The sequence below is a fragment of the Microlunatus capsulatus genome (genome assembly GCF_017876495.1).
Lineage (GTDB): Bacteria > Actinomycetota > Actinomycetes > Propionibacteriales > Propionibacteriaceae > Microlunatus > Microlunatus capsulatus.
Genome location: NZ_JAGIOB010000001.1, coordinates 3871385 through 3895502 on the forward strand (window position 1 = coordinate 3871385; position 24118 = coordinate 3895502).

The following is a 24118-nucleotide window of genomic DNA, read 5'->3' on the forward strand; positions in this document are numbered from 1 at the left end:
CCTCCCGGAGCCCGCCCTCGGCGTGCGTGCACCCGCTGGTCGGGCGCGACCGGGGGGCGCGGCGCAGACGCGAGCGGACGGCGACGAGCCTCAGGCGTGGGTGGCGTGCTCGTGCTCGACGTGGCTGACCGGCTCGAACTGGAAGGTCGAGTGCTCGATGCTCACGGGGAAGTGGTCGGCCACGCAGCGCTGCACCGCGTCCAGCATCGTCGGCAGGTGCCCGTCGTTGAAGCAGGAGTCGTCGACGACGACGTGGGCGCTCAGCACCGGCAGGCCGGTGGCGATCTGGGAGGCGTGCAGGTCGTGGACGTCGTGCACGTGCGGGGTCTCCAGCAGGTGCCGGCGCACCTCGGCCAGGTCCAGCCCCCGCGGCGTCGACTCCAGCAGCACGGCGGCCGCCTCGCGCAGCAGCAGCAGGGCCCGCGGGAGGATCAGCAACCCCACCAGCAGGGACACCACCGCGTCGGCCCGCAGCCAGCTGGTGGTGGCGATGACGACGGCGGCGACGATGACCGCGACCGAGCCCAGCGCGTCGTTGACCACCTCGAGGAACGCGGCCCGGAGGTTGAGGTTCGACGTCCGGCTGCGGGTCAGCAGGGCGATGGCCAGCGCGTTGCCGACCAGCCCGACGACGCCGAAGGCCAGCATGGCGCCGGAGGCGACGGGGGGCGGGTCCAGCAGGCGGCGGACGCCCTCGACCAGCACGTACACCGCGACGGCGCTGAGCACCAGGGCCTGGACGGCGGCCGAGAGCACCTCGGCCCGGACGAAGCCCCAGGTCCGCCGGGTGGAGGCGGCCCGGGTCATCAGGCCGGCGGCGACCAGGGCGAGGGTCAGCCCCATGACGTCGGTGAGCATGTGCCCGGCGTCGGCCAGCAGGGCCAGGCTGCCCGAGAGGGCGGCCCCGACGACCTGGGCGACGAAGTTGGCGGCGGTCAGGCCCAGCACCAGGGCGAGGACGCGGCGGTGGTCGCCGGGCCCGGTGGGGTGGTGGCTGTGGGAGGACCCGTGGCCGTGGCTGCCGCCCATCCTGGTGCTCCTCCGCTGCTCGGGCCCGGTCCGGGCCGGTCCGTCTCCACGTGCCCGTCGGGCCGGGCGGCCAGCCTACTCAGCGCCGCCGGCGCCGACCGGCCGTCCGCGGGCTCACCGGGTGCCGCGCAGGAAGTCCGCCAGCAGGGGTCCGGCGGTGCGGGAGCCCGAGGCGCCGTCGGCGACGAAGACGGCGACGGCGAGGTCGCCCTGCGCCGCGATCATCCAGGCGTGGGTCTTGCGCGGCTCGTCGTCGCCGTACTCGGCCGTGCCGGTCTTGGCGAGGACGGCCGGGCCGTCGAGGTCCCCGAGCACGCCGCCGGCGCTGCCCTGCGTCACCACCCGGCGCATCATGGCGCGGAGCTGGTCGGCCTCGTCCTCGGTCAGCGGGGCGGCGGTCGGCTCGGCCACGGTCCCGTCCAGCAGGTGGGGGACCACGGTCTTCCCGGCCTGGACGGAGGCGACGACGGCGGCCATGGCCAGCGGCGACGCCTGGTCCTTGGCCTGGCCGATCATCGCCGCGCCCCGGCCTGTCTCGCTGGACTCCTCGGGCACGGCGCCGAAGAAGGAGGGGAAGCCGACGTCGTAGTCGGTGCCAAGGCCCAGCGAGGCGGCGGCGTCGGCCAGGTCGCCCCGGCCGAGCTCGTCGCGCTCGCCGATGAAGGCGGTGTTGCAGGACTGCGCGAGCGCGGTCCGCAGGTCGATCCGGCCCAGGCTTCCGCCGGGGTAGTCGCTGTAGTTCTTGAAGCGGAACCCGTCCACCTCCAGCGTCGCCGGGCAGCGCACCGGCGAGGTCGGGGTCAGCCCGGCGCGCAGCAGCGCCAGCGAGGACGCGACCTTGAACGTCGAGCCGGGCGGGAACTGGCCGGTGGTGGCCAGGGCCTGGTCGCCCGCGCCGGGGCCGTTCGCGGCGGCGAGCACGGCCCCGGTCGAGGGACGGACCGCCACCAGGGCGCTGGCGGGCCCGGTGTCGGCCAGCACGTCCTCGGCCAGCTGCTGCAGGGTCTGGTTGAGCGTCAGCTCGAGCGGCTCACCGGCCGTGGGCGCGACGCGGAAGAGGTCGGCGGCCGGCGACGGGCTCGCCGAGGGGGACGGGTCCGCCGAGGGGCTGGGCGAGGGGCTGGCGCCGGTGGCGAGGGGGGCCCGGACGACCTGGACCCCGGGGACGCCGCGCAGCTGCTCGTCGTAGCGCTTCTGCAGGCCGGAGCGGCCCACCTGGTCCCCCGTGACCACGGCGCCCCCGGCGGCGTCGACGTCCTCCTTCGTCGCCTCCCCGACGGTGCCCAGCAGGCTGCGGGCGAAGGTGCGGGTGGGCGCCAGCATCTGCCGGTCCTCCAGGGCCAGGGCACCTGTGATCGCGCGCACGTCCCCGTCGTCGGGCCGGTCGTCGGCCTCCGCCCGCACGGTGAGAGCCTCGACGAAGGCCTGCGGGCCGGCGTCGGCCACCTCGTCGACGTAGTCGCCGGCGTCGATGTCGAGCAGCGCGGCGAGCTGGCGGGCCGAGCGCGTGGCGGCGGCGCCGCTGACCGCGGTCTTGTCCAGGCCGATCCGGATCACCGAGCGCTGCGTGACCAGCGGGTCGCCGTCCTCGCCGAGGACCTCCCCGCGCTCGGGGTAGAGCCGGCGCTGCGACAGCCGCTGGCTGCCGTTCAGCGACGGCTCCAGGAGGGTGGGGGCCCACCGCGTCTTCCAGGTGCCGGCCTCGCGGACCAGCTGGGCCGGGGCCTCGTAGGTCCACGGCGCGGGGACCCCGGGGAACGTCCAGCGGTAGGTGAGGGTGCTGCGCGCGGTGTCCCCGTCGGTGCTGACGGGGCCGGCCGTCACGACGGGGGCCAGCGGGCCCATGCCCGCGACCAGCGGGTCCAGCCGGGCCTCGGCCTCCGCGCCGGTCGCGCCCTCGAAGGCGACCGGGGTGAGGTCCTTCGCCGCCAGCCCGGCGGCCAGGGCGTCGGCCGCGGCCTGCGCGCCGGCGTCGTCGGGGTCGGGACCGGGGGTGGAGGTGCAGCCGGCGAGCAGCAGCGCGGCCACCGCCAGCGACGTCCAGCGGGGGCGCCGCGCCGGCCGGGCGCGCGCGACGTCGGGGGAGAACGGGCGCATCGCCTCATCGTGCCACCGCCGTCCGGCGTCCCCGTGCTGCACGGGCCCGCCGGGGCGTCACTTGTAGGGTCCGGGCATGGGCCTCTACGCCGCACAGCCGGCTCGCCGGGCCGGTCAGCTCCTCGGCGACGGCCTGGTCGCTGCCTGGGTGCTGGGCTGGGCGGTCGTCGGCGTGCTGGTGGACCGGACGGTCTCGCTGCTGGCCGGGCCGGCACGGGAGACCGCCCGCACGGCCGAGCGGATCGCCGGCAGCTTCTCCGACGCGGCCGGTCAGGCGGCCCAGGTGCCCGGCCTCGGGGACCAGCTCCGACGGCCCTTCGACTCGGCCTCCGGCTCGCTGGGGGAGCTGATCGCCTCGGCCGACCGGCAGGTCGCGGTGATCGAGCGGGTCGCCGCGCTGACCGGCTGGCTCGCCTTCGTCATCCCGGTGGCCGTCGTCCTCGCGCTCTGGCTGCCCCGCCGGATCCGCTTCCACCGGCGGGCGCGGGCGGCTCAGGCCTTCCTGGACTCCGGTGCCGACCTGGACCTCTTCGCCCTGCGGGCCCTCGCCGCCCAGCCGCTGCCGGTCCTCGCCGCGATCAGCCCGGACCCGGTCGCCGCCTGGCGGGGCGGCGACCGGGCCGTCATCACCCGGCTGGCCGAGGTCGAGCTGCGCCGCAGCGGCCTCGACCTGCCCGACGCGCTCCGGCTCCCGGCCGACGCCGACGGGCGCCGGGGGTGACCAGCCGGCGGGACGTCGGCGCCCGGACCGCGACCGCCGGGGCCCCGAGCGCCAGGATGGCCGCGTGAACCGCCACCAGTTCGAGCTGCCGCTGGGCAGCGGCGTCGACCGCGGGATGACCGTGATCCGCTACGGCCACTACGGGAGGCCGGTCGTCGTCTTCCCCAGCGAGGCCGGCCGGGCCTGGGACTTCGAGGCCAACGGCATGGTCGACGCCGTCGGCGACCTCCTGCACGCGGGCCGCGTGACGCTCTACTGCGTCGACTCCGTGGATGCCGACACCTGGTCCGACCGCAGCCTGCCGACCGAGGAGCGGGCGGTCCGGCACGGGATCTACCACCGCTGGCTGACCGACGTCCTGGTCCCGACGGTGCACGCCGACACCAGCCCGGGCGCCGAGCTGATCACCACCGGCTGCAGCCTCGGGGCCTACCACGCCCTGCAGTTCTCCCTCCAGCGCGCCGACCTCGCCCCGCTGGCCATCGGGCTCTCCGGCAACTACGACGTCACCACCTGGCGGGCGTGGGGCGAGCGCGGCGACGCCACCTACTTCGCCAACCCGACCGACTACGTGCCGCACCTGCACGGCGACCACCTCGACTGGCTGCGCAGCCGGCTCTCGGTGCTCCTGGTCGTCGGCCAGGGAGCCTGGGAGACGCACCCGACCGGCGCCCTGCCCTCCACCCGGGCGATGGCCCAGCTCCTGCAGGACAAGGGCCTGCGCTGCGAGCTCGACCTGTGGGGCGAGGACGTCAGCCACGACTGGGTGTGGTGGCAGCGCCAGCTGGCGCACCACCTGCCACGCTTCTGCTGAGACCGCTCGACCGGGGCCCGCGGGCCGTACGAAGGGGGACACGATGACGTCACAGCACCACCTGGTGGGTCTGCTGCTCGGAGCGGAGGAGGACTGGCCGCAGGCGTTCGAGGCTCTCACCCGCGCCGTCGGGCCGTTCTCCTACCGGGGCGCCGAGCACGTGCTCGACACCGAGCGGATCCACATCGCCCCCTTCAACCTGCGCGACCCCGCCCGCCACGAGGTCGTCATCGACCGGCTGGCCTACTGGTACTACCACCCGCGCGAGTGGCTCAAGAAGGTCGCCCTGATGGACGACGTCTACCTGCTCAACTCCCCCTTCACGTTCCAGTCCATGGAGAAGCACTCCGCCTACTGCGCCCTGATCCGGCTGGGCATGAAGGTGCCCGAGACGGTCCTGGTGCCGCACAAGCACCCGGTCGACAACGTCCGCTGGGCCTACACCTCCCGGAACTACAACGACCCCTTCGACCTGGCCGAGATCGCCGGCGAGATGGGCTACCCGCTGTTCATGAAGCCGTTCGACGGCGGCGGGTGGCGCGGGGTGTCCCGGATCGGGGACGAGGCGGCGCTCCGCTCCGCCTACGACGAGTCGGGCGAGATGCTCATGCACCTGCAGAAGGCCGTCGAGCCGTTCGACGTCTTCGCCCGCGCGCTCACCATCGGGCCCGAGACGATGGTCATGCACTTCCGGCCGGACGAGCCGATGCACGACCGCTACGCCGTCGACCACGACTTCCTCGCCCCCGCTGTCGGGCAGGAGGCGATCACCATCGCGCAGACGGTGAACGCCTTCTTCCGCTGGGAGTTCAACTCCTGCGAGATGCTCGTCCAGGGCGACCAGGTGCTGCCCATCGACTACGCGAACGCCTGCCCCGACGTGGCCGTCACCTCGCTGCACTACTACTTCCCCTGGGCGATGCGGGCGCTGGTCCGCTGGACCGCCTTCTGCGCCGCCAGCGGCCGTCGCTCCCGGCTGCACGTGGACCCGACGCCCTGGTTCGCCGTCGCCGACGACCCGGAGCTGGACTACCAGGCCAAGCTGGGCCGCTACCAGCAGCTGGCCGACGCCCACTTCGAGCGCGAGCAGTACGAGGCGTTCTGCGCCGAGGCGCTGCCCGACCTCGACGAGCGCGTCCTGGCCTGGGTCTCCTCGGCCGACTTCGACCGGGTGCTGGTCGAGACCGTGCGAGCCACCTACCCGCCGGCGGAGCACGAGCGCTTCCTGGCCCACTTCCGCGGCCTCGTCGGGCTCTGGGTCAGCGACGAGACCACGCTGCTGGGCGCCCGGGCCTGACCGGGCGCCCGGCCGGCGCGGCTCACGCGTGCAGGTCGGCGACCTCGGGGTGCTCGGCGAAGTAGCGGACGGTGAACGAGCACAGCGGCTCGACCGCGAGCCCGGCCGCCCGGACGTCCTCGAGCGCCTGCCGCGTCGTCGCGCCCGCCAGCCCCCGGCCGCGGAACCGCGGGTCGGTCCCGGTGTGGGTGAAGACCAGCACGTCGCCGCGGCGCGTGAAGTCGATGACGGTGGCCGGCTCCCCGTCCACCAGCCCCTGGTAGCGCGACCGGTCGTCGTCCCGGGTCACCCGCACCGCGGGGCGGCCGTCCTGGTCGTCGTCGCTCATCGGTCGCTCCTCCCGGCCGGGTCCCGGGCGGACCCCCCGGGCAGCGTACGACCGCCACCCGGGCCGACGCCGGACCGGTGGCCTCGCGGCGGCGGCGGGTAACGATCCGATCCGTTCGCCGGACGGCTCCGAAGATCCCTCGTTACGGTTCGCGCGGCGCCTGGTCATGCGGGCCTGACGCCACAGGGGATCGGCGGCCCGGGCACCAGCCCCGGCCGGCCGGAGATATCGGGGGACATCTCAATGCTGCTCAAGACGACGCTGCGCGCTGCCCGCAGCCGGCCCAGCTGGGTCCGGCGCCGGCTGTGCGACGTCACCGGACACCGAGCGACGACGGCCCTGACGGGGCCGCACGCCGACGGCTACGCGCGCTGCGACCGCTGCGCCCGGGTCGTGGGGCCGGGCGCGTGAACGACCTCGTCGCCTGGGGCGTCATCGCGGGGATGGGCGCCTACGGCTTCGCCGTGCTCGGGGTGGTCCGGCTGGCCGAGCGCCGCCGCACCCGGCGTGCCGCCGCGCCGCCCGCCGCCACCGCTGCGGCCACCGCGCCGGGAGGGGTCGCGCCGGTCCGCGAGCCGACCGCCCAGCCCGCCGCGGGCTGACCGTCCCGGACCGCCGTCCGGCGGACCCGCCGTCCGCGGCACCGACGAGCCGCACAAGGCCCGACCCTGCTCCAGGCGGCGCCGGCCTGGGCTCACCCGTTCCCGGGTGCGGTCAGCAGCCGCTCCCGCACCGCCGGCCAGTCCGTCGCGACCAGGGCGTACTGGACGGTGTCGCGCCAGCTGCCGTCGGGCCGTCGTCGGTGGTGGCGCAGGACGCCCTCGCGGGTCGCGCCGAGCCGTTCGACCGCCGCCTGGGACCGGGTGTTGCGGATGTCGGTGTGCCACACCACCCGCTCGGCGCCGAGGGTGTCGAACGCGTGGCCGAGCAGCAGCCGCTTGGACTCGGTGTTCAGCCCCGTCCGCCAGTGCCGCCGGGCCAGCCAGGTGTGCCCGATGGCCAGGCTTCGCCGCTGCGGGTCGACCTCGTAGCAGGACGTCGTCCCGACGAGCTCCCCGCTGCTGGCCAGCCGCTGGGCGAAGGGCAGCTGCCCGGGCGTCGTCAGCAGGGTCGCCACCGCCGCCCGGGCCCCGGCGAGGTCGGGGGAGCGGTAGGACAGGTGCGCCGTGACCTCCGCCGCCTCCTCGGCGCTGCCGAGGGCGGCGAGGAAGGCGGCGGTGTCGGCCAGCCGCAGGGGCGTCAGCACCAACCGGTCCCCGCGCAGGGTCACCGGCGCCGTCCACCGCGCGCTCACGCGGCCACCGTCTTCCGCGCCACCACGAAGACCCGGCGGAAGGGCAGCACCGTGCCCGCGGGTCCGGGCGGGTAGGCCGCCGCGAGCCGGGCCCGGTACTCGGCCTCGAACGCCGCCCGCCGGGGTGCGTCCAGCGCTTGCAGCACCGGGCGGGCTCCCGTGCCGGAGATCCAGCGGAACACCGGGTCGGGGCCGGTGAGGACGTGCAGGTAGGTCGTCTCCCAGGCGTCGACGGTGCAGCCCAGGGCGGTCAGGTCCGCGAGGTAGTCGCCCGGTCCCGCGGCGGAGGGACGGGCCACGTCGCGGGTCGCGTCGGCGTAGCGGGGGTTGGCCGCGAGCGCGTGCAGCAGCGCGTGGCTGGGTTCGTCGAAGTTCCCCGGCACCTGGAAGGCCAGCCAGCCACCCGGTCGGACCCCGGCGAGCAGCCGGGGCAGCAGGGCGCGGTGGTCCGGCACCCACTGCAGCGTCGCGTTGCTGACCAGCACGTCGACCGGTGCGTCGGGCACCCAGGTCCGCACGTCCCCGGACACGAACCGCAGCCGCGGACCGGCGTGCTCCTGCGCCCGGTCGACCATCGCCGGCGACGAGTCGACGCCCAGCACGTCGGCCCCGGGCCAGCGCTGGGCCAGCGTCGCCGTGAGCTGCCCGGGCCCGCAGCCGAGGTCGACCACGACGGCCGGGTCCTCGGCGCCGACGCGGGCCAGCAGGTCGGCGAAGGGCCGGCTCCGCTCGTCGGCGAACTGCAGGTAGGTGCGGGGGTCCCAGACGACCATGACGTGCTCCTCCAGATGTCTTGACGTCAAGACAACCACGGTCCGGGTCCCCGGGGAAGCCCGCCGGCGGGGCTACCGTGACGCCATGACGGCCGCCACACCCCCCGCAGCAGAGCCCCGCGACGACGCGGTGCCGACCGCCGACGGGGCGGTGCCCGCCCTCGTGCTGCGCCCGCCCGGCGGCTCGGGACCGGGCCTGGTGCTGGTCCAGGAGATCTTCGGCGTCACCGGCTACATCCGCGACCGGGCGGCCGACCTCGCGGCGCTCGGCTACGTCGTCGTCGTGCCCGAGGTCTACTGGCGGCTGCCCGACCACGCGCTGCCCGAGACGGCCGACGACCTGCTGCCGCGCGCGATGGCCCTGGTCCAGCGGCTGGACTGGCCGACCGCGGTGCAGGACGTCGCCGCGACGGTGCGGCACGCGCGCGGGCTGGACGGCGTCGAGGGCGGCGTCGGGCTGGTCGGCTTCTGCTTCGGCGGCGGGCTCGCGTTCAACGTGGCCGCGGTCGAGCCGGTGGAGGCGCTGGTCAGCTACTACGGGTCCGCCCTGGGCGACCTGCTGGCGCTCGCCGAGCAGGTGCGGACGCCGAGCCTGCACCACTTCGGCACCGAGGACGCCTACGTGCCGCCCTCCACCCAGGACGCGATCCGCCGCGCGGTGACCGCCGTGGGCGCGGAGTTCCTCAGCCACCCGGGGGCCGGCCACGCCTTCGACAACCCGGCCCCCGCCTTCCACCACGCGGAGGCCTCGCGGGCCGCCTGGGCGGCGACCGCGGAGTTCCTCGCCACGCACCTGCCGCCGCGCCCGGACGGGACTCTGCCGCGGTCCGCACGCTGAGGGGTGCTGGACAGTAGGCTCGCGCAGAGCCCGAGCGGGGGAGCGAGGTCGGCATGAGCACGTCGGAGAGCACGAGCACGGGGGCCGGTCCGGCCGCACGGCCGACGCTGTCGGTCCTCATCCGGGTCCGCGGCGCGATGCCCAACCTGCGACCGGCCGAGCGCCGGGTCGCCGAGGCGGTGCTGGCTGACCCTGCGAAGGTGTCGGAGAGCTCGATCACCACCGTCGCCCGGCAGTGCCAGACCTCCGAGACGACGGTCCTGCGGTTCTGCCGCGCCCTCGGGCTGGCCGGCTACCCCGAGCTGCGGATCGCGCTGGCCCGCGCCGCCCAGTGGGAGGAGAGCGACCAGGCCGGCGGCAGCCCGGTCACGGGCGTCATCACCAAGACCGACACCCTCGCCGAGGTCGTCGCCAAGGTCACCCACGCCGACGCCCGCTCGGTCGAGGACACGGGCGCGGCCCTGGACATCGGGGTCCTCGAGGCCGCCGTCACCGCCGTCGCGGCCGCCCGTCGCGTCGACGTCTACGGCACCGGCGCCAGCGCCCTCGTGGGGCAGGACCTGCAGCTCAAGCTGCACCGGATCGGCCTGGTCTCCTTCCTCTGGTCCGAGCACCACCAGGCCCTCGCCTCGGCCGCCCTGCTCGGCGCCGGCGACGTGGCCATCGGCATCTCGCACACGGGGACGACCGCCGAGGTGGTCGACGCCCTCAAGGTCGCGCGCGACCGCGGGGCCACGACCGTCGCCGTCACCAACTTCGCCGGCTCCCTCCTCGCCGAGCACGCCGAGCTGGTGCTCACCACCGCGGCGCGGGAGACGACCTTCCGCTCGGGGGCGATGTCCAGCCGGATCGCCCAGCTCGCCGTGGTCGACTGCCTGTTCAGCGGCGTCGCCCAGCGCTCCTACGACCAGGCGGTCGAGGCCCTCGAGAGCACCTACGTCGTCGTCCAGTCCCGGCGGGCCACCCGCCCGGGGACGGGTCCGCGCCCGCTCGGCTGAGCGACCCGCGCCGCTCGGCCGGTCGCCCCGCGCCCCATCTCGGCGGACGGCCCGGCGGGCCCGCGGAGGCGACCCGGTGCCACAGTGGCGCTCGTGTCCCGCGACCCCGCCGCCCCGGCCCTCCGCTCGATCGTCGTGCTCGGGCTGCTGTCGACCTTCGGCCCGCTCTCCCTCGACCTCTACCTGCCCGCCCTGCCGGAGCTGGCCGACGACCTCGCCAGCACGCCGTCCGCCGCGCAGCTGACGATCACCGCCTGCCTGGTGGGGCTGGCCCTGGGCCAGCTCGTCGCGGGCCCGCTGTCGGACCGCTTCGGCCGCCGCCGGCCGCTGCTCGTGGGGCTGGTGGCCTACCTGCTCGCCTCGCTGGCCTGCGCCTTCGCGCCGTCGGTCACCGTGCTCGTCGTCCTCCGGCTGGTGCAGGGTCTGGCCGGCGCCGCCGGGCTGGTGGTCGCCCGCGCGGTGGCCCGCGACCTCTACGAGGGCCGGCGACTGGTGCTGTTCTTCTCACGGCTCACCCTGATCTCGGGCCTGGCGCCTGTCGTCGCGCCGGTGCTCGGCGGCCAGCTCAGCCGGGTGATGAGCTGGCGCGGGATCTTCGTCGTGCTGGCCGGGTTCGGCGCGCTGCTGCTGGTCGCGGGGCTGCTGCAGCGGGAGACGCTGCCGGCGGAGCGCCGCAGCACCGGCGGGCTGACCACCACGCTCCGCGGGTTCCGGGTGCTGCTGGGCGACCGCTTCTTCGTCGGCGCGGCGCTCTCGGCCGGCCTGGCCGGGGCGTCGATGTTCGCCTACATCTCGGGGGCGACCTTCGTCCTGCAGCGCATCTACGGGATGTCGGCGCAGGGCTTCTCGCTGGTGTTCGGGCTGAACTCGGTCGGCATCATGGCGATGAGCCAGCTGGGGGCTCGGCTGAGCCGGCGCCGCCCGCCCGTCCAGGTGCTGGCCCTGGGGCTCGGTCTCAACCTGCTCGGCGCCGCCGCCCTCGCCACGACGGTGCTGCTCGGGCTCGGCCTGCCCTTCCTGGTGCCGTCGTTGTTCGTCATGGTCAGCGCGCTCGGCCTGGTGTTCCCGACCGCCACGGCGCTGGCGATGTCGGACTACCCCGAGCAGGCCGGGACCGCGTCCTCGCTGCTGGGGCTCGGCCAGTTCGTCTTCGGGGCGGTGGTCGCGCCGTTGGTCGGGATCGCCGGCGAGGAGACCGCGGTGCCGCTCGGCGTCGTCGCGGTCGTCGTCAGCGCGCTCGCGTCGCTGGCCTTCCTCACCCTGGTCCGGCCCGCGGTCCGGGCCCGGGCCGACGAGGTCCTGCCGGCGGCCCCGCCACCCGCCTGAGGCTCAGCCCTCGACGGCGGCCCGGCGCCGGCGCGCCTGCCGGACGCTGGTGACGACGACGCCCACCAGCAGCACGATCGAGAGGTACCAGGAGTACTGCGCGACGACCTCGACGACGTGCACCGCCGGGGCGCCGATGCTCCAGCCGAGCCAGATGAGCAGCCCGCGGGTGACGGCGGCGCTCAGCACGTCGATCAGCAGGAACTTCCGCAGGCTCATCCCCGCTGCCGCGACCGTGGCGTAGACGACCGCGCCGGGCAGCAGCGGGACGACGTAGCCCAGGGCGATGGCGGCCGGCCCGAACCGCCGCGCGAGCCGCTCCGCCCGGTCGGCGTTGCGGGCGGCGCGGGGCGAGCGGCCCGCGACCATCTCGATCAGGCCGCGGCCCCACAGCCGGCCGGCCCACCAGTAGATCCAGTCGAACTTGACGGCGCCGACCGTGCCCAGCAGCAGGCCCAGCGGCCAGAAGCCGACGCCGGTCGCGGCCAGCGCGCCGATGGTGACCGCCGAGACCCGGGAACCGCCCAGCGCGGCCAGCAGGTACGGGTTGGCGCCCAGCAGCACCGGGCGCAGCGGCAGCAGCACGAGGGCGTAGAGGCCGGTCAGGGAGAAGGCGACCCAGCAGCCCACGTCGGCCCGGCCCGGCCTGCCCTTCCAGGGCATCCGCGGGTCGTCCCACCACTCCCGGGGGGTCTCCTCGCCGTCGGCAGTGGCGTCGGCCTCCGCGGCGTCGGCCGCCCCGGGCTCGGGGGACGGCGGTGCGGTCTCGCGCTCGGGCTCGGGCACGCGCCCACCGTAGCGACCGGCACCAGGGCGCGCTCCGCCCGCGGGCTCAGCCGCGCCGCTGGTAGGCCTCGCGCCAGGACGGGACGACGGGACGCCGGTCGAGCCGCATGCCGGCCTCGGCCGGGGTGCGGTCGGCCTTGACGTTGTTGCAGCGGGTGCAGGCGGCGACGGTGTTGAGCCAGGTGTTCTGCCCGCCGCGGGAGACCGGCAGCAGGTGGTCGACGGTGTCGGCCGCGGTGCCGCAGTAGGCGCAGCGGTGCAGGTCGCGGCGGAGCACCCCGCGCTTGGACCAGGCGGGGTTGCGGGCGTAGAGGAACGTGGTGCGGACGTAGCGGAGGAGCCGCAGCACCACCGGCCACGGGTAGGGGCCGATCGAGTGCCCGTCGCGGGCCTCCTCGACGATGGCGACCTCGCGGACCAGCATCTTGATCGCGTGCTGGACGGAGACGGTGTGCAGCGCGGTGTTGTCGGTGTTGAGCACGATGACCCCGGACAAGCCGCACCTCCTCAGCTCCCCGCCACCCGGGAGCCGGCCCCTCGACCGGCCCGACCAGGGTGCACGAGGACGACGATGTCGTCACCAGGATTATGGCCGCCCGGTCAAGGCCCCGCCGGAGCCCCGTTACCCTGGCCCGGCGGGTCGGGCTCGACCTCCACCTCCGGGTGAGACCGCGGTTGACGTGTTCGAACACGTGTTCGATTATGGACGGGTGACCGCACTCCCCGCCGCCGACCGCATCCAGGAGCTGCAGCAGCGCGTCCAGCGGATGCAGGGGGCCGGGGTCACCCGGACGCTGGACAGCCTGCCCGCGCTCGGCGAGGTGCTGCGGCTGCGCACCGGGGGCGCCTACGCCGTCGACAGCCCCAGCCTCGCCCTGGCCCTGATGGCCGGCCCGTCGCAGGCCGGGGAGTGGTGCGCCGTCGTCGGGGTGCCCGAGCTGGGGCTCGAGGCCGCCGCCGGCTTCGGGGTCGCGCTGGAGCGGACCATCGTCGTGCCCTCGCCCGGCGAGCACTGGCTGAGCGTGACCGCGGGCCTCGCCGACGTCGTCTCGGTGGTGCTGGTGCGGCCCGCGTCCCCGGTCAGCGAGCACCAGGCGGAGCGGCTGCGCGCCCGGCTCCGGCAGAAGGACGCCGCGCTGATCTGCTGGGGCTCCTGGCCGCGCTCGGACGCCACGGTCTCGGTGCTCACCTCCTCCTGGACGGGGCTGGGCCAGGGCCACGGCCACCTGCAGGGCCGCTCGGTGGAGGTGGGGGTCCGCCGGGGCGGGGCGCCCGTGCGGCGGACGTCGCTCTGGCTGCCCGGCGTCGACGCCCGGGTGAGCGCGGCCGGGCCGGCCGTCCAGCGGGCCCCGCTGACCGCGGTGCGGGCGGGCTGAGATGGCGGCGCTGGTGGAGCGGGGGCCGGTCGGGCGCGTGGCCGGGCCGGAGGCGGCCGGGCGGTCGTCGGGCGCGGGGGAGACGGGTCCGGGCGGGCGGCGGGTGATGGTCGTCTGGTGCCCCGACTGGCCGGTGGTGGCGGCGGCCCTGCAGCACGAGCTGTCGCTGGACGCCCCGCTCGCCGTCGTCGAGCGCGGGGAGGTGTTCGCCTGCTCCGCCGCGGCCCGGGCCGAGGGGGTCAAGCGCGGGATGCGACGCCGCGACGCCTCCGCCCGCTGCCCCGAGCTCGTCGTGGTGGACCGGGTCCCCGAGGTGGAGACCCGCAGCTTCGACGCGGTGCTGGCCGCGGTGGAGGAGGTCAGCGCCGGCGTCGCCCCGGTCAAGCCCGGCCTGTGCGCGCTGTCGGTGCCCAGTCGCTTCTACGGCGGCGAGGCGGCGGCCGCGGCGGCCGTGGCCGAGCACCTCGTCGCGCTGGGGGTCTGGGACTGCCGGACGGGGGTGGCCGACGGCATCTTCGCCGCCGAGCAGGCCGCGCGCCGGGCCGCCACCCAGGACTGCACCGTGGTGCCGGCCGGCGGCTCGGCCGCGTTCCTGGCCCCGCTGCCCGTCGGGGCGCTCGAGGACGCCGAGCTGGTCAGCCTGCTGCGCCGGCTGGGGCTGCGGACGCTCGGCGACTTCGCCGCCCTCCCGGCGCGCGACGTGCTGACCCGGTTCGGCTCGTCGGGCGCCCGGCTGCACCGGCTGGCCCGCGGGGTGGACGACCGGGCGGCGGTCTCCCGGCAGGTGCCGCCCGAGCTGGAGCAGCGGGTGGCCTTCGAGCCGCCGCTGGAGACCATCGAGCCGATCACCTTCTCCAGCCGGCGGACCGCCGAGCGGACGGTGACCGAGCTGGCCCGGCACGGCCTGGTCTGCACCGAGGTGCGGGTCGTGGTCACCACCGAGGGCGGCTGGAGCGGCTCGCGGGTCTGGCTGCACGCGCGCTGGTTCAGCACCGCCGACCTGGTGGACCGGCTCTACTGGCAGCTGCAGGGCGACCCGGCGCCCGACCCGGTCTGCGAGGTGCGGTTCGTCCCCGAGACGGTGGAGTCCAGCGCGGACCACGGGGACGGGCTGTGGGGCAGCGCCGCCGACGAGCGGGTGGAGCGCGGGGTCGCGCGGCTGCAGGGGATGCTCGGCCCGGAGGAGGTGCTGGCCCCCGCCGTCCAGGGCGGTCGGGGACCGCGGGAGCGGCAGTCGCTCACGCCGTGGGGGGAGCGCGCCACCTCCTCCCGGCCGGCGGGGCTGCCCTGGCCGGGCTCCATCCCGCCGCCCGCCCCGGCCCGGGTGTTCCCCGAACCCCAGCCCGCCCTGGTCACCGGGACCGACGGGCGCCCGGTCGCGGTGACCGAGCGGGGGCTCGTCACCGGGGACCCGGTGCTGTTCACCGTCGAGCGGATGTCCCCGCCCACCCGGGTGCAGGCGTGGGCCGGGCCGTGGCCGGTCGACGAGCTGTGGTGGGACCCGGCCCAGGCCCGGCGGGTGGCCCGGTTCCAGGTCGTCGGGGTGGACGGCAGCGCGTGGCTGCTGGTCGTCGAGGACGGCCGCTGGTGGTGCGAGGCCCGCTATGACTAGCGGCGGTGCGCGGTGAGCTGGGACAACCCGCCGCTGCCCTGGGCCGAGCTGGAGCGCCGGCTGTCGGACCGGGCGCCGTCCGCCCCGCGCCCGGACGGGCCCCCGGCCCCGGGCGGGCCGGGGGAGCGGCCCTTCGCCCGGGCCGTCTCGCCGGACAACCCCACCGACGACTCCGCGCCGGGCTACAAGCGCAAGCGCGCGGCCTACGAGCCGACGGGCGCCGATGTCCGGCGGCCGTCCGGACCGGTCGTGCCCTACGCCGAGCTGCACTGCCACAGCAACTTCAGCTTCCTCGACGGCACCGCCGACCCGGAGACCCTCGTCGAGGAGGCGGTCCGGCTGGGGCTGGACACCCTGGCGCTCACCGACCACGACGGCCTCTACGGGGCCGCCCGGTTCGCCGAGGCGGCGAGCGCCCACGACCTGCGCACCGTCTACGGCGCCGAGCTGTCGCTGGGCCTGACCACGCCGCAGAACGGCGTCGCCGACCCCGAGGGCGGGCACCTGCTGGTGCTCGCCGCCGGGGTCCCGGGCTACCACAGGCTGGCCGCGGCGATCACCGAGGCCCAGCTGCGCGGCGGGGAGAAGGGCCGGCCGCGCTACGACCTGGAGGAGCTCGGCGCCGCGGCCGGCGGGGAGTGGCTGGTGCTCACCGGCTGCCGCAAGGGTGCGGTGCGCTCGGCGCTGGCCCGGGGCGGCACCGAGGCGGCAGCCGTGGAGCTGGACCGGCTGACGGCCCTGTTCGGGCACAGCCAGGTGGTGGTGGAGCTGACCGACTCCGGCCTGCCCACCGACTCCGGGGTCAACGACGCGCTGGCCGCGCTGGCCGCCGACCACGGCCTGCGCACCGTGGCCACCGGCAACGTGCACGCCGCCACCCCGGCCGAGCACCGGCTGGGGGCGGCGATGGCCGCGGTCCGGGCCCGCCGCAGCCTGACCGAGATGGACGGCTGGCTGCCGCCGCCGGGGACGCACCTGCGCTCGGGGGAGGAGATGCAGCAGCGCTTCGCCCGCTACCCGGGCGCGGTGGCCACCAGCACGGCGCTGGCCGACGAGCTTGCCTTCGCGCTGCGGCTGGCCAAGCCGCGGCTGCCGAAGCAGCAGGTGCCGCCCGGGCACACCCCGATCAGCTGGCTGCGGGAGCTGTCCCGGCGCGGGGCCGACGAGCGCTACGGGAGCAACCGGGCGGTCGCGGAGGAGCGGCTGCAGCGCGAGCTGGCGGTGATCGAGGAGAAGGACTTCCCCGGCTACTTCCTCATCGTCCACGACGCCGTGGCGTTCGCCCGCGAGCGCGGCATCCTCTGCCAGGGCCGCGGCTCGGCGGCCAACTCGGTGGTCTGCTACGTCCTCGGCGTCACCGCCGTCGACCCCATCAAGTACCAGCTGCCGTTCGAGCGGTTCCTCTCCCTGACCCGCGACGAGGAGCCCGACATCGACGTCGACTTCGACTCCGACCGGCGCGAGGAGGTGATCCAGGAGGTCTACCGCCGCTACGGCCGGCGCAACGCGGCGCAGGTGGCGAACGTCATCAGCTACCGCCCCAAGTCGGCCGTCCGCGACATGGCCAAGGCCCTCGGCTACTCCACCGGGCAGCAGGACGCGTGGTCCAAGCAGATCGACGCCTTCGGGTCGATGCCGCTCGACGACGACCACTCCATCCCCGCCCCCGTCATCGACCTGGCCGACCAGCTGCTGCGCGCACCCCGGCACCTCGGCATCCACTCCGGCGGGATGGTGCTCACCGACCGCCCGGTGGGGGAGGTCTGCCCGATCGAGCCGGGCCGGATGGAGGACCGCACCGTCCTGCAGTGGGACAAGGACAGCTGCGCCTGGATGGGCCTGGTGAAGTTCGACTTCCTCGGCCTCGGCATCCTCAGCGCCATCCAGCACAGCTTCGACGTCGTCGCCGAGCGGGTGGGGGAGCGCTGGACGCTCGACACCATGCCCAAGGAGGAGGCCGGCGTCTTCGACATGCTCTGCCGGGCCGACTCCATCGGCGTCTTCCAGGTCGAGAGCCGCGCCCAGATCGGGACGCTGCCCCGGCTGCAGCCGCGCCGCTTCTACGACCTGGTGATCGAGATCGCGCTGATCCGCCCCGGACCCATCCAGGGCGGGGCGGTGCACCCCTACATCCGGCGGGCCACGGGCAAGGAGGAGGTCAGCTACCTGCACCCCAAGCTGGAGCCGGTGCTGCAGCGCACCCTCGGGGTCCCGCTGTTCCAGGAGCAGCTGATGCAGATCGCGATGGCCGTGGGGGAGTGCTCCGGGGACGACGCCGACCTGCTGCGCCGGGCGATGGGCTCCAAGCGCGGGGTGGAGAAGATCGAGCGGCTGCGCGAGAAGCTCTACGCCGGGATGGCCTCGAACGGCATCACCGGCGCCGTGGCCGACGAGATCTACGCCAAGATCCAGGCCTTCGCCAACTTCGGCTTCGCCGAGAGCCACGCCATCAGCTTCGCCCTGCTGGTCTACGCCTCGGCCTGGCTCAAGCTGCACCACCCGGGCGCCTTCCTCGCCGGCCTGCTGCGGGCCCAGCCGATGGGCTTCTACTCCCCGCAGTCGCTGGTGGGCGACGCCCGCCGTCACGGGGTGGAGGTCCGCCGGCCCGACGTGCTGCTCTCCGGCGTCGACGCCGACCTCGAGCCGGTCGGGCCCGGCCGGTCCGGGCCGACGGGGTCCGACCGCTGCCGGGACCGCGACCAGGACCCGGTGGGCCGGTTCGTCCGCGGCGCCCCCGACCGCAGCCACGAGCACCGCCGCGACGGCCACTTCGCCGTCCGGCTGGGACTGGTCGCGGTGCAGGGGCTGGGCCGCGACGTCGCCGAGCGGCTGGTCGCCGAGCGGGAGCGGGCCCCGTTCACCAGCCAGAACGACGTGGTCCGGAGGGCCGGGCTCAGCGTCGCCCAGACCGAGGCGCTGGCCACCGCCGGCGCGTTCGACGGCTTCGGCCTCTCCCGGCGGCAGGCGCTGTGGAACGCCGGCTACGCCGACGACCTGGGCACCCTGCCCGGCTCGGCGATCGACGCGGCCCCGCCCGCGCTGCCGGGGATGAGCCCGGTCGAGCTGACGCTGGCCGACCTCTGGTCCACCCAGATCTCACCCGACGACCACCCGGTGGGCCACCTCCGCCCGGTGCTGGACGAGCAGGGGATCGTGCCGATCAGCGGGCTGGGCCCGGGCGACGACGGCCGACGGCTGCGGGTCGCCGGTCTGGTCACCCACCGGCAGCGGCCGGGCACCGCCGGGGGCATCACCTTCCTCAACCTCGAGGACGAGACGGGGATGCTCAACATCGTCTGCGCCGAGCCGATGTGGCGGGCCTTCCGCCGGGTCGGCCGCAACGCCAACGCCATGGTCATCCGGGGCCGGGTCGAGCACAGCGAGGGCGTGACCAACCTCGTCGCCGACAAGCTGGAGCCGCTGGGCGCCGTCTTCCCCGCGGCGCACGGCACGCTGCCCAGCCGGCACCCGTCCCGGGACTTCCGGTGAGCGCCTGCTCAGCCCGCCCGGTCGAGGTACAGGCTCACGGCCAGCGCCAGCCCGGCGACGGCGACGCCCACCCGCAGCGGCGTCTCGGGCAGCCGGCGGACCAGCGGCGGCCCCAGCGTCGAGCCGATCACCGCCCCGACGACCAGCGGCGGCACGGCCCACCAGGCGACGGTGCCGGTCACGGCGAAGATGACCGCGGCCGTGGTGTTCGCCGCCCCCACCACGACGCTGCGCAGGGCCGCCAGCCTGGCCATCCGGTCCGGCAGCACGGCGCCGAACGTGGCCAGCAGCAGCACCCCCGCGGCGGCGCCGAAGTAGCCGCAGTAGACGGTCACCGCGCCGACGACGGCCAGCACCGCCGGGTGCCGCTCGTGCAGCCGGCCCGCGTGCCAGCGGCGCAGCCACGGCCGCAGCAGCAGCACCACCGAGCCGAAGGCGACCAGCCAGGGCACCACCCGCTCGAACACCCCGGGGGGCAGCCGGAGCAGCAGCAGGGCGCCGGCCGCCCCGCCGACGACCCCGATGCCGCCGAAGGTGAGCATCCGTCGTCGCTGGCCCACCAGCTCGGGCCGGGCGGAGGCGACGCCGCCCAGCGTCACCCCGGTCAGCGCGACGGAGTTGGTGACGTTCGCCGTCAGCGGCGGCACGCCCAGGGCCAGCAGCACGGGGAAGGACACCAGCGAGGCGAGCCCGGCGGCGTAGCCGACCACCCCCGAGCCGATGCCGGCCAGCAGCAGCACGCCCGCGCGGAGCACGTCGTCCGGGCTCACGTGCGCACGCCCTCCTCGGACCGTCGGCGCCGTCGGCGGGCGCCGGGGCGGTCGGCGTCCATCCTCGGCCACGCCGGCGGCGCCGAGCCGCGACGCGCGGCAGAGTGGGACGCGTGACCGACCTCCTGCTGCTCGTCCTCTACCTCTCCGCCGGCATCGCCGCGGCCTGGGAGGCCCGCCGCAAGGGCTACGACGACCGGCTCTTCCTGGTGCTCGGCGTCGTGCTGGGGCCGATCGCCCTGCTGGGGATGCTGCTGCTCCGCGCGCGACCGCTGCAGGTGGGCACCGTGGTCCGGCCCGCCGCCCCGATCGCGCTCGACGACGGCCGCCGCATCCGCCCCACGCACGTGTCCGTGGTCCGTGAGGTCGCGGTGCTCGACGGGGTGCAGGTCTGCCGGATCACGGCCCCCGACGGCGGTCCCCACTGGGTCGCCCAGGAGGCCCTGACGCGCGTCCGCGGACGCGGGGTTTGACGCGGGTCGGGAGCGGGTAACCCACCATGCCGACCTCTCGACCTGGGAACGTTCCCAGAGCCCGCCGAGCACTTCTCCGGCCCTGACCAGAGGCCGTTTCAGGCTCAGCCGGACCTGTGCGGACGACACGGCCGGTCGCCGCTTGTCACTGCTGCGGCGCTGGACTACGTTCCCCCTGGAACCGATGCCACCCGACCGGGGACCGCGGTTCCGCGTGGTCGCGACGGCGCGACCACGACCTGAGGAGAGGAACCGCGGTGAAGAAGAGCACGAGGACGCTGCTCGCTCTCGGTCTGGCCACGAGCCTGGGACTGATGAGCGCCTGCGGCGGGGGCGGTGACGCCGGCTCCGACGAGTCGGCCGACACGGGCCCCGCTTTCACGACCAACGCCACCGGGGACCTGAGCGCCTGGGGCTTCGAGAACGCCGACGAGGTCGGCACGTCGCGCCTGGACTACGCGAAGCAGAAGCTGAACGGCGTCAGCATCAAGATCGACGCGACGGCCTTCGACGCGCAGAAGTTCACGACCCGTGCGGCCAGCGGCGAGGTTCCCGACGTCGTGCAGATGGACCGGCGCCTCGTCGGCACCTACGCGGCGCAGGGCCTGATCCGCCCGCTCGACACCTGCTTCTCGGCCCACGGGGTCGACCCGAAGAGCCAGTACTACCCCTCCGTCGTGGACGACGTCACCTACGACCAGAAGCTGTGGGCGGTGCCGCAGTTCTACCAGCCGCCGGCCATCATCCTGAACCAGCGCGTGATGGAGAAGGCCGGCGTGACCGCGGCCGACATCGACACCTCCAAGCCCGACGCACTGCTCGCGGCGGCCGGCAAGATGTACGTGGCCAGCGGGGGCAACCCCGAGACGCTGGGCTTCGACCCGGTGGCGACCGGCCAGTCCGAGCTGTGGATCCTCGGCCTCGGCGGCCAGCTGATCGACGCCGAGGGCGTCCCGACGTTGGACAACCCGGCCAACGCCAAGGCGCTCAGCTTCCTCAAGCAGCTGATGGACGCCCAGGGCGGCTACGCGAAGGTCAAGAGCTTCACCGACTCCTTCGACACCTTCGGCGAGAAGAACCAGTACGTCGCCGACCAGGTGGGGGCCCAGGTCAACGCCCAGTGGTACGTCAACGTGCTGACGCCCTACGTCAAGGACGTGCAGATCTCGGCCGTGCCGTTCAAGAACGCCGACGGGCAGCCCTTCACCGTCGCCGGCGGCACCTCCTTCGTCATCCCGACGGCGGCGAAGAACCCCGACGCCGCGTGCGCGTGGGCGGTCAACCTGACCTCCCAGGACGCGTGGATGGCGGCGGGCGCGGCGCGCGCGAAGACGATCGCCGGCACCCCGGGCGCCATCAACACCGGGCTCTTCACCGGCTCACCGGCGGCCGACCAGGCCATCCGCAGCGAGTACGTCAAGGAGAGCGACAACACCGGCTTCAACGAGACCATCGCCACGTACTACGACGTGGTGAGCACGGGGAAGTCCTACGGCGCCTCGCCGGCCGGCCAGCAGATCCAGACCGAGGTGCAGAACGCCATCACCTCGACGCTGCTCGGCACCAAGGAGCCGGACGCCGCCCTCGCCGACGCGCAGACGTCGGCGATGCGGGCCTACAACCAGGTCGCCGGCTGAGCACCAGCCGCGACTGAAGGCCTCGAGCGGCCCCGGACCTGCTGGTCCGGGGCCGCTCGCGCGTCCGGGACCGGCACCCCCGCCGGGACGCGGCGGGCCGTGCGGGTAGACAAGGGGGCAGACCGAGCACAGGAGGCTGGACATGAGCGAGACCCCGATGGACGACCCGCGCGCGATGGACGAGGAGGAGCTGGCCGAGGTGGACCTGCCCCCGGGTCCGGCCGACCCCTCGCTGGGGTCGGAGACGACCACCGAGGACAGCTACGCGCAGGGGAGCACCAACGACCCCGACGGCGCCCACCGCGACGAGCCCGCGGGCGAGGACTACGCCGGCAGCGGGTTCTGACCCGCTGGACCCCCGCACGACGACGACCCTCCCGCAGCCCGGCTGCGGGAGGGTCGTCGTCGTGGTGGGGGGTGCCGGCCCTGCGTCGCCCTCAGCCCTTGCGCCCCTGCGTGGCTCTCAGCCCTTGCGCCCCTGCGTGGCGACGCCCTCGATGAAGTAGCGCTGGCCGAAGGCGAACAGCACGAGCATCGGCAGCGTCACCAGCAGCGAGGCGACCATGACGTACTGGTAGTCGCCCTGGCCGCCGTTGGTCGGGCTGTACTTCGTCATCGCGTAGGCGATGCCCAGCGGGACGGTGAAGTCCTCGACGCTGCCGGCGTTGAGGTAGATCAGGGCCGCCTGCAGGTTGTTCCAGCTGGACTGGAACTCGAAGAGGAACACGATGATGAACGAGGGGATGGCCAGCGGCATGGCGATCCGGCGGAACAGCCCGAAGTAGCTGGCGCCGTCCACCCGGGCGGCCTCGAAGAGCTCGCGCGGCAGGCCGAGGAAGAACTGGCGCTGCAGGAAGATGTAGAAGGCCGAGCCGAACAGGTTGGCGCCCCACAGCGGCACGTTGGTGCCGAGGAACCCGAGGTTCTTCCAGATGAGGTACTGGGGGATCAGAGTGACCGCGCCCGGCAGCATCATCGTCGCCAGCACCAGGCCGAACAGGAAGTTCCGCAGCGGGAACTTGAAGTAGGCGAAGCCGAAGGCCACCGCCGAGCTGGAGACGGCGACGAAGAGCGCGGCGAGGACCGCGATCAGTACGCTGTTGCCCATCCAGCTGAGCAGCGGCAGCTGGTCCCAGACCTCGACGTAGTTGCTGGTCAGCACCGTCTCGGGGAACAGCCGGTTGTCGAAGACCTGCCCGCGGGGCTTGAGGCTCGCCGCGAGCAGCCACACGAACGGGTAGAGGAACAGCAGCGAGAAGGCGATGAGCGCGACCCACAGCAGGACCTTCGCGACGACGCTCTTGGGCCTGTACCAGCGGTTGACCGGGCGCCGGGCGGTGGTGGCGGAGTCGGCGACGGCGAGGCCGACGGCCTGGGCCGGTGCGGGCACGGTGCCCGAGGTGGGCTGGGTCACCGACATCAGTCCCGGTCTCCCTCGTAGTAGACGAAGCGGTTGCCGAAGCGGATCTGCACGGCGGTGATGAGCATGATGATGACGAAGAGCAGCCAGGCCATGGCGGCGGCGAAGCCGAAGTCGAAGGTCCGGAAGGCCTGCTGGAAGAGGTAGATGCCGTAGAACAGCGACGACTCCGGGGAGGCGTTGTTCTGGTCGCGCCAGAACAGCAGGAAGGCCTGGTCGAACACCTGGAGCGCGGCGATGGTGAGCACGATGACGTTGAAGAAGATCGCGCTCGAGATCATCGGCACGGTGATCGTGAAGAACGTCCGGACAGGACCGGCGCCGTCGAGGGAGGCCACCTCGTACAGCTCGCGCGGCACGTTCTTCAGCGCGGCCAGGAAGATCACCATGGTCCCGCTGACGCCCCAGAGCGTCATCAGGACGATCGAGGGCTTGACCCACGAGGGGTCGATCAGCCACTGCGGGCCCTCGATGCCGATCAGCCCCAGGCCCTGGTTGATGGCGCCGGTGTTGCCGTTGAGGAGCAGGAAGAACACCGCGGCGGTGGCCACCGACGGCGTCATCTTCGGCAGGTAGTACAGGGTGCGGAAGATCCCGGCGCCGCGGCCCACCTTGTTCAGCAAGGCGGCCAGCAGCAGGGCGAAGACGATCTCCAGCGGCACGGCCATGACCGCGTAGAACAGCGTGTTCTTCAGCGAGAGCGCGACCTTCGGGTCGTCGATCAGCGCCTGGTAGTTCGCCAGGCCCGCGGGCCGCGTCGTGTTCTTCGCCAGGTTGTAGTAGCTGAAGGAGATGTAGAGGCTGTAGGCCATCGCGCCCAGGGTGAAGACCAGGAAGCCGATGATCCAGGGCGAGATGAACAGGTACCCGGCGATGGCCTCGCGCTTGTTGTACTTCCGGCTCTTGATGACGCTGGTGTCGCGGGGTGGTCGTCGGCCGCCGCGGTCGCCCGCCCGGGGCTCCCGGGTGAGGACGGCCATCAGGCCCCGCTCCGGCTGCGCACTGCGGCGTGCTCACGCCCCGTCGTCTCGACGCTCGAC

General features: G+C 74.8%; 24 protein-coding genes. 14 read left to right on the forward strand and 10 right to left on the reverse strand.

The features are described from left to right. Window positions 1-90: 90 nt before the first annotated feature. Entirely contained in the window at window positions 91-1029 is a 939-nt protein-coding gene (locus tag JOF54_RS17980) for a cation diffusion facilitator family transporter (RefSeq protein ID WP_210058303.1), read from the reverse strand. A gap of 114 nt (window positions 1030-1143) precedes the next feature. Continuing rightward, window positions 1144-3126, reverse strand: a complete 1983-nt coding sequence (locus tag JOF54_RS17985) for a penicillin-binding transpeptidase domain-containing protein (protein ID WP_210058305.1) — start codon at window positions 3124-3126, stop codon at window positions 1144-1146. A gap of 76 nt (window positions 3127-3202) precedes the next feature. On the opposite strand from JOF54_RS17985, the gene JOF54_RS17990 reads away from it, so the two are divergent. The 3 genes from JOF54_RS17990 (at window position 3203) to JOF54_RS18000 (ending at window position 5958) form a co-directional block, all read left to right on the forward strand. Next, a complete protein-coding gene (locus JOF54_RS17990) occupies window positions 3203-3847 on the forward strand; it encodes a hypothetical protein (RefSeq protein WP_210058307.1) in 645 nt (214 codons plus the stop codon). Window positions 3848-3911: 64 nt separating this feature from the next. Then, complete coding sequence (locus JOF54_RS17995; protein WP_307804345.1) at window positions 3912-4661, forward strand: esterase family protein; 750 nt, start codon at window positions 3912-3914, stop codon at window positions 4659-4661. Between the two features lie 43 nt (window positions 4662-4704). Next, window positions 4705-5958 (forward strand): ATP-grasp domain-containing protein, encoded by a 1254-nt coding sequence (locus tag JOF54_RS18000; protein ID WP_210058310.1) that lies wholly within the window; start codon window positions 4705-4707, stop codon window positions 5956-5958. Between the two features lie 22 nt (window positions 5959-5980). On the opposite strand, the gene JOF54_RS18005 is transcribed toward JOF54_RS18000, so the two are convergent. Further along, window positions 5981-6286 carry a GNAT family N-acetyltransferase gene (locus tag JOF54_RS18005; protein WP_210058312.1) on the reverse strand — a complete coding sequence of 102 codons (306 nt, stop codon included), beginning with the start codon at window positions 6284-6286 and terminating at the stop codon, window positions 5981-5983. A gap of 243 nt (window positions 6287-6529) precedes the next feature. Here JOF54_RS18005 and JOF54_RS18010 point away from each other — a divergent pair, with 243 nt between their 5' ends. Beyond that, a complete protein-coding gene (locus tag JOF54_RS18010) occupies window positions 6530-6697 on the forward strand; it encodes a hypothetical protein (protein WP_210058314.1) in 168 nt (55 codons plus the stop codon). Next, window positions 6694-6888 (forward strand): hypothetical protein, encoded by a 195-nt coding sequence (locus JOF54_RS18015; RefSeq protein WP_210058316.1) that lies wholly within the window; start codon window positions 6694-6696, stop codon window positions 6886-6888. Before JOF54_RS18010 ends, JOF54_RS18015 begins: the two co-directional genes overlap by 4 nt. A 92-nt stretch (window positions 6889-6980) precedes the next feature. Here JOF54_RS18015 and JOF54_RS18020 read toward each other — a convergent pair whose 3' ends face one another. Next, window positions 6981-7580, reverse strand: a complete 600-nt coding sequence (locus JOF54_RS18020; RefSeq protein ID WP_210058318.1) for a GNAT family N-acetyltransferase — start codon at window positions 7578-7580, stop codon at window positions 6981-6983. Continuing rightward, entirely contained in the window at window positions 7577-8383 is an 807-nt protein-coding gene (locus tag JOF54_RS18025; RefSeq protein ID WP_307804348.1) for a trans-aconitate 2-methyltransferase, read from the reverse strand. The genes JOF54_RS18020 and JOF54_RS18025 overlap by 4 nt, the downstream gene beginning before the upstream one ends. A gap of 55 nt (window positions 8384-8438) precedes the next feature. Between JOF54_RS18025 and JOF54_RS18030 the strand changes: the two genes are divergently transcribed. The 3 genes from JOF54_RS18030 (at window position 8439) to JOF54_RS18040 (ending at window position 11515) form a co-directional block, all read left to right on the forward strand. Further along, window positions 8439-9191 carry a dienelactone hydrolase family protein gene (locus JOF54_RS18030; protein ID WP_210058320.1) on the forward strand — a complete coding sequence of 251 codons (753 nt, stop codon included), beginning with the start codon at window positions 8439-8441 and terminating at the stop codon, window positions 9189-9191. A 53-nt stretch (window positions 9192-9244) separates the two neighbouring features. Further along, a complete protein-coding gene (locus JOF54_RS18035; protein ID WP_245358187.1) occupies window positions 9245-10189 on the forward strand; it encodes a MurR/RpiR family transcriptional regulator in 945 nt (314 codons plus the stop codon). Between the two features lie 93 nt (window positions 10190-10282). Beyond that, window positions 10283-11515, forward strand: a complete 1233-nt coding sequence (locus JOF54_RS18040; RefSeq protein ID WP_210058322.1) for a multidrug effflux MFS transporter — start codon at window positions 10283-10285, stop codon at window positions 11513-11515. A 3-nt stretch (window positions 11516-11518) separates the two neighbouring features. Here JOF54_RS18040 and JOF54_RS18045 read toward each other — a convergent pair whose 3' ends face one another. Together JOF54_RS18045 and JOF54_RS18050 are read right to left on the reverse strand one after the other, a co-directional pair. Next, complete coding sequence (locus JOF54_RS18045; RefSeq protein ID WP_210058324.1) at window positions 11519-12301, reverse strand: DedA family protein; 783 nt, start codon at window positions 12299-12301, stop codon at window positions 11519-11521. Between the two features lie 46 nt (window positions 12302-12347). Then, window positions 12348-12797, reverse strand: coding sequence for an HNH endonuclease (locus tag JOF54_RS18050; RefSeq protein WP_245358189.1), 450 nt, complete (start codon window positions 12795-12797; stop codon window positions 12348-12350). Between the two features lie 214 nt (window positions 12798-13011). Here JOF54_RS18050 and imuA' point away from each other — a divergent pair, with 214 nt between their 5' ends. Genes imuA' through JOF54_RS18065 form a run of 3 tightly spaced genes read left to right on the forward strand, consistent with a single transcriptional unit; the run spans window position 13012 to window position 18778 of the window. After that, the gene (gene imuA' / locus JOF54_RS18055; protein WP_210058326.1) at window positions 13012-13677 is read left to right on the forward strand and encodes a DnaE2-dependent mutagenesis accessory factor ImuA'; all 666 of its coding nucleotides are present in this window, start codon (window positions 13012-13014) and stop codon (window positions 13675-13677) included. Window position 13678: 1 nt separating this feature from the next. Next, window positions 13679-15289 (forward strand): DNA polymerase Y family protein, encoded by a 1611-nt coding sequence (locus JOF54_RS18060; protein WP_210058328.1) that lies wholly within the window; start codon window positions 13679-13681, stop codon window positions 15287-15289. Window positions 15290-15301: 12 nt separating this feature from the next. Continuing rightward, window positions 15302-18778, forward strand: a complete 3477-nt coding sequence (locus JOF54_RS18065) for an error-prone DNA polymerase (RefSeq protein WP_210058330.1) — start codon at window positions 15302-15304, stop codon at window positions 18776-18778. Window positions 18779-18786: 8 nt separating this feature from the next. On the opposite strand, the gene JOF54_RS18070 is transcribed toward JOF54_RS18065, so the two are convergent. Then, window positions 18787-19548, reverse strand: coding sequence for a sulfite exporter TauE/SafE family protein (locus tag JOF54_RS18070; RefSeq protein ID WP_307804349.1), 762 nt, complete (start codon window positions 19546-19548; stop codon window positions 18787-18789). Between the two features lie 113 nt (window positions 19549-19661). Between JOF54_RS18070 and JOF54_RS18075 the strand changes: the two genes are divergently transcribed. The 3 genes from JOF54_RS18075 (at window position 19662) to JOF54_RS18085 (ending at window position 22004) form a co-directional block, all read left to right on the forward strand. After that, window positions 19662-20021, forward strand: a complete 360-nt coding sequence (locus JOF54_RS18075) for a hypothetical protein (protein ID WP_210058331.1) — start codon at window positions 19662-19664, stop codon at window positions 20019-20021. Between the two features lie 257 nt (window positions 20022-20278). After that, window positions 20279-21658 carry an ABC transporter substrate-binding protein gene (locus JOF54_RS18080; protein WP_210058333.1) on the forward strand — a complete coding sequence of 460 codons (1380 nt, stop codon included), beginning with the start codon at window positions 20279-20281 and terminating at the stop codon, window positions 21656-21658. A 142-nt stretch (window positions 21659-21800) separates the two neighbouring features. Then, window positions 21801-22004: a hypothetical protein gene (locus tag JOF54_RS18085; protein WP_210058336.1), complete on the forward strand. Its 204-nt coding sequence runs from the start codon at window positions 21801-21803 to the stop codon at window positions 22002-22004. A gap of 117 nt (window positions 22005-22121) precedes the next feature. On the opposite strand, the gene JOF54_RS18090 is transcribed toward JOF54_RS18085, so the two are convergent. Then, a complete protein-coding gene (locus tag JOF54_RS18090; protein ID WP_307804350.1) occupies window positions 22122-23072 on the reverse strand; it encodes a carbohydrate ABC transporter permease in 951 nt (316 codons plus the stop codon). 5 nt (window positions 23073-23077) lie between these two features. Continuing rightward, the gene (locus JOF54_RS18095; protein WP_210058340.1) at window positions 23078-24058 is read right to left on the reverse strand and encodes a carbohydrate ABC transporter permease; all 981 of its coding nucleotides are present in this window, start codon (window positions 24056-24058) and stop codon (window positions 23078-23080) included. Window positions 24059-24118 lie beyond the last annotated feature (60 nt).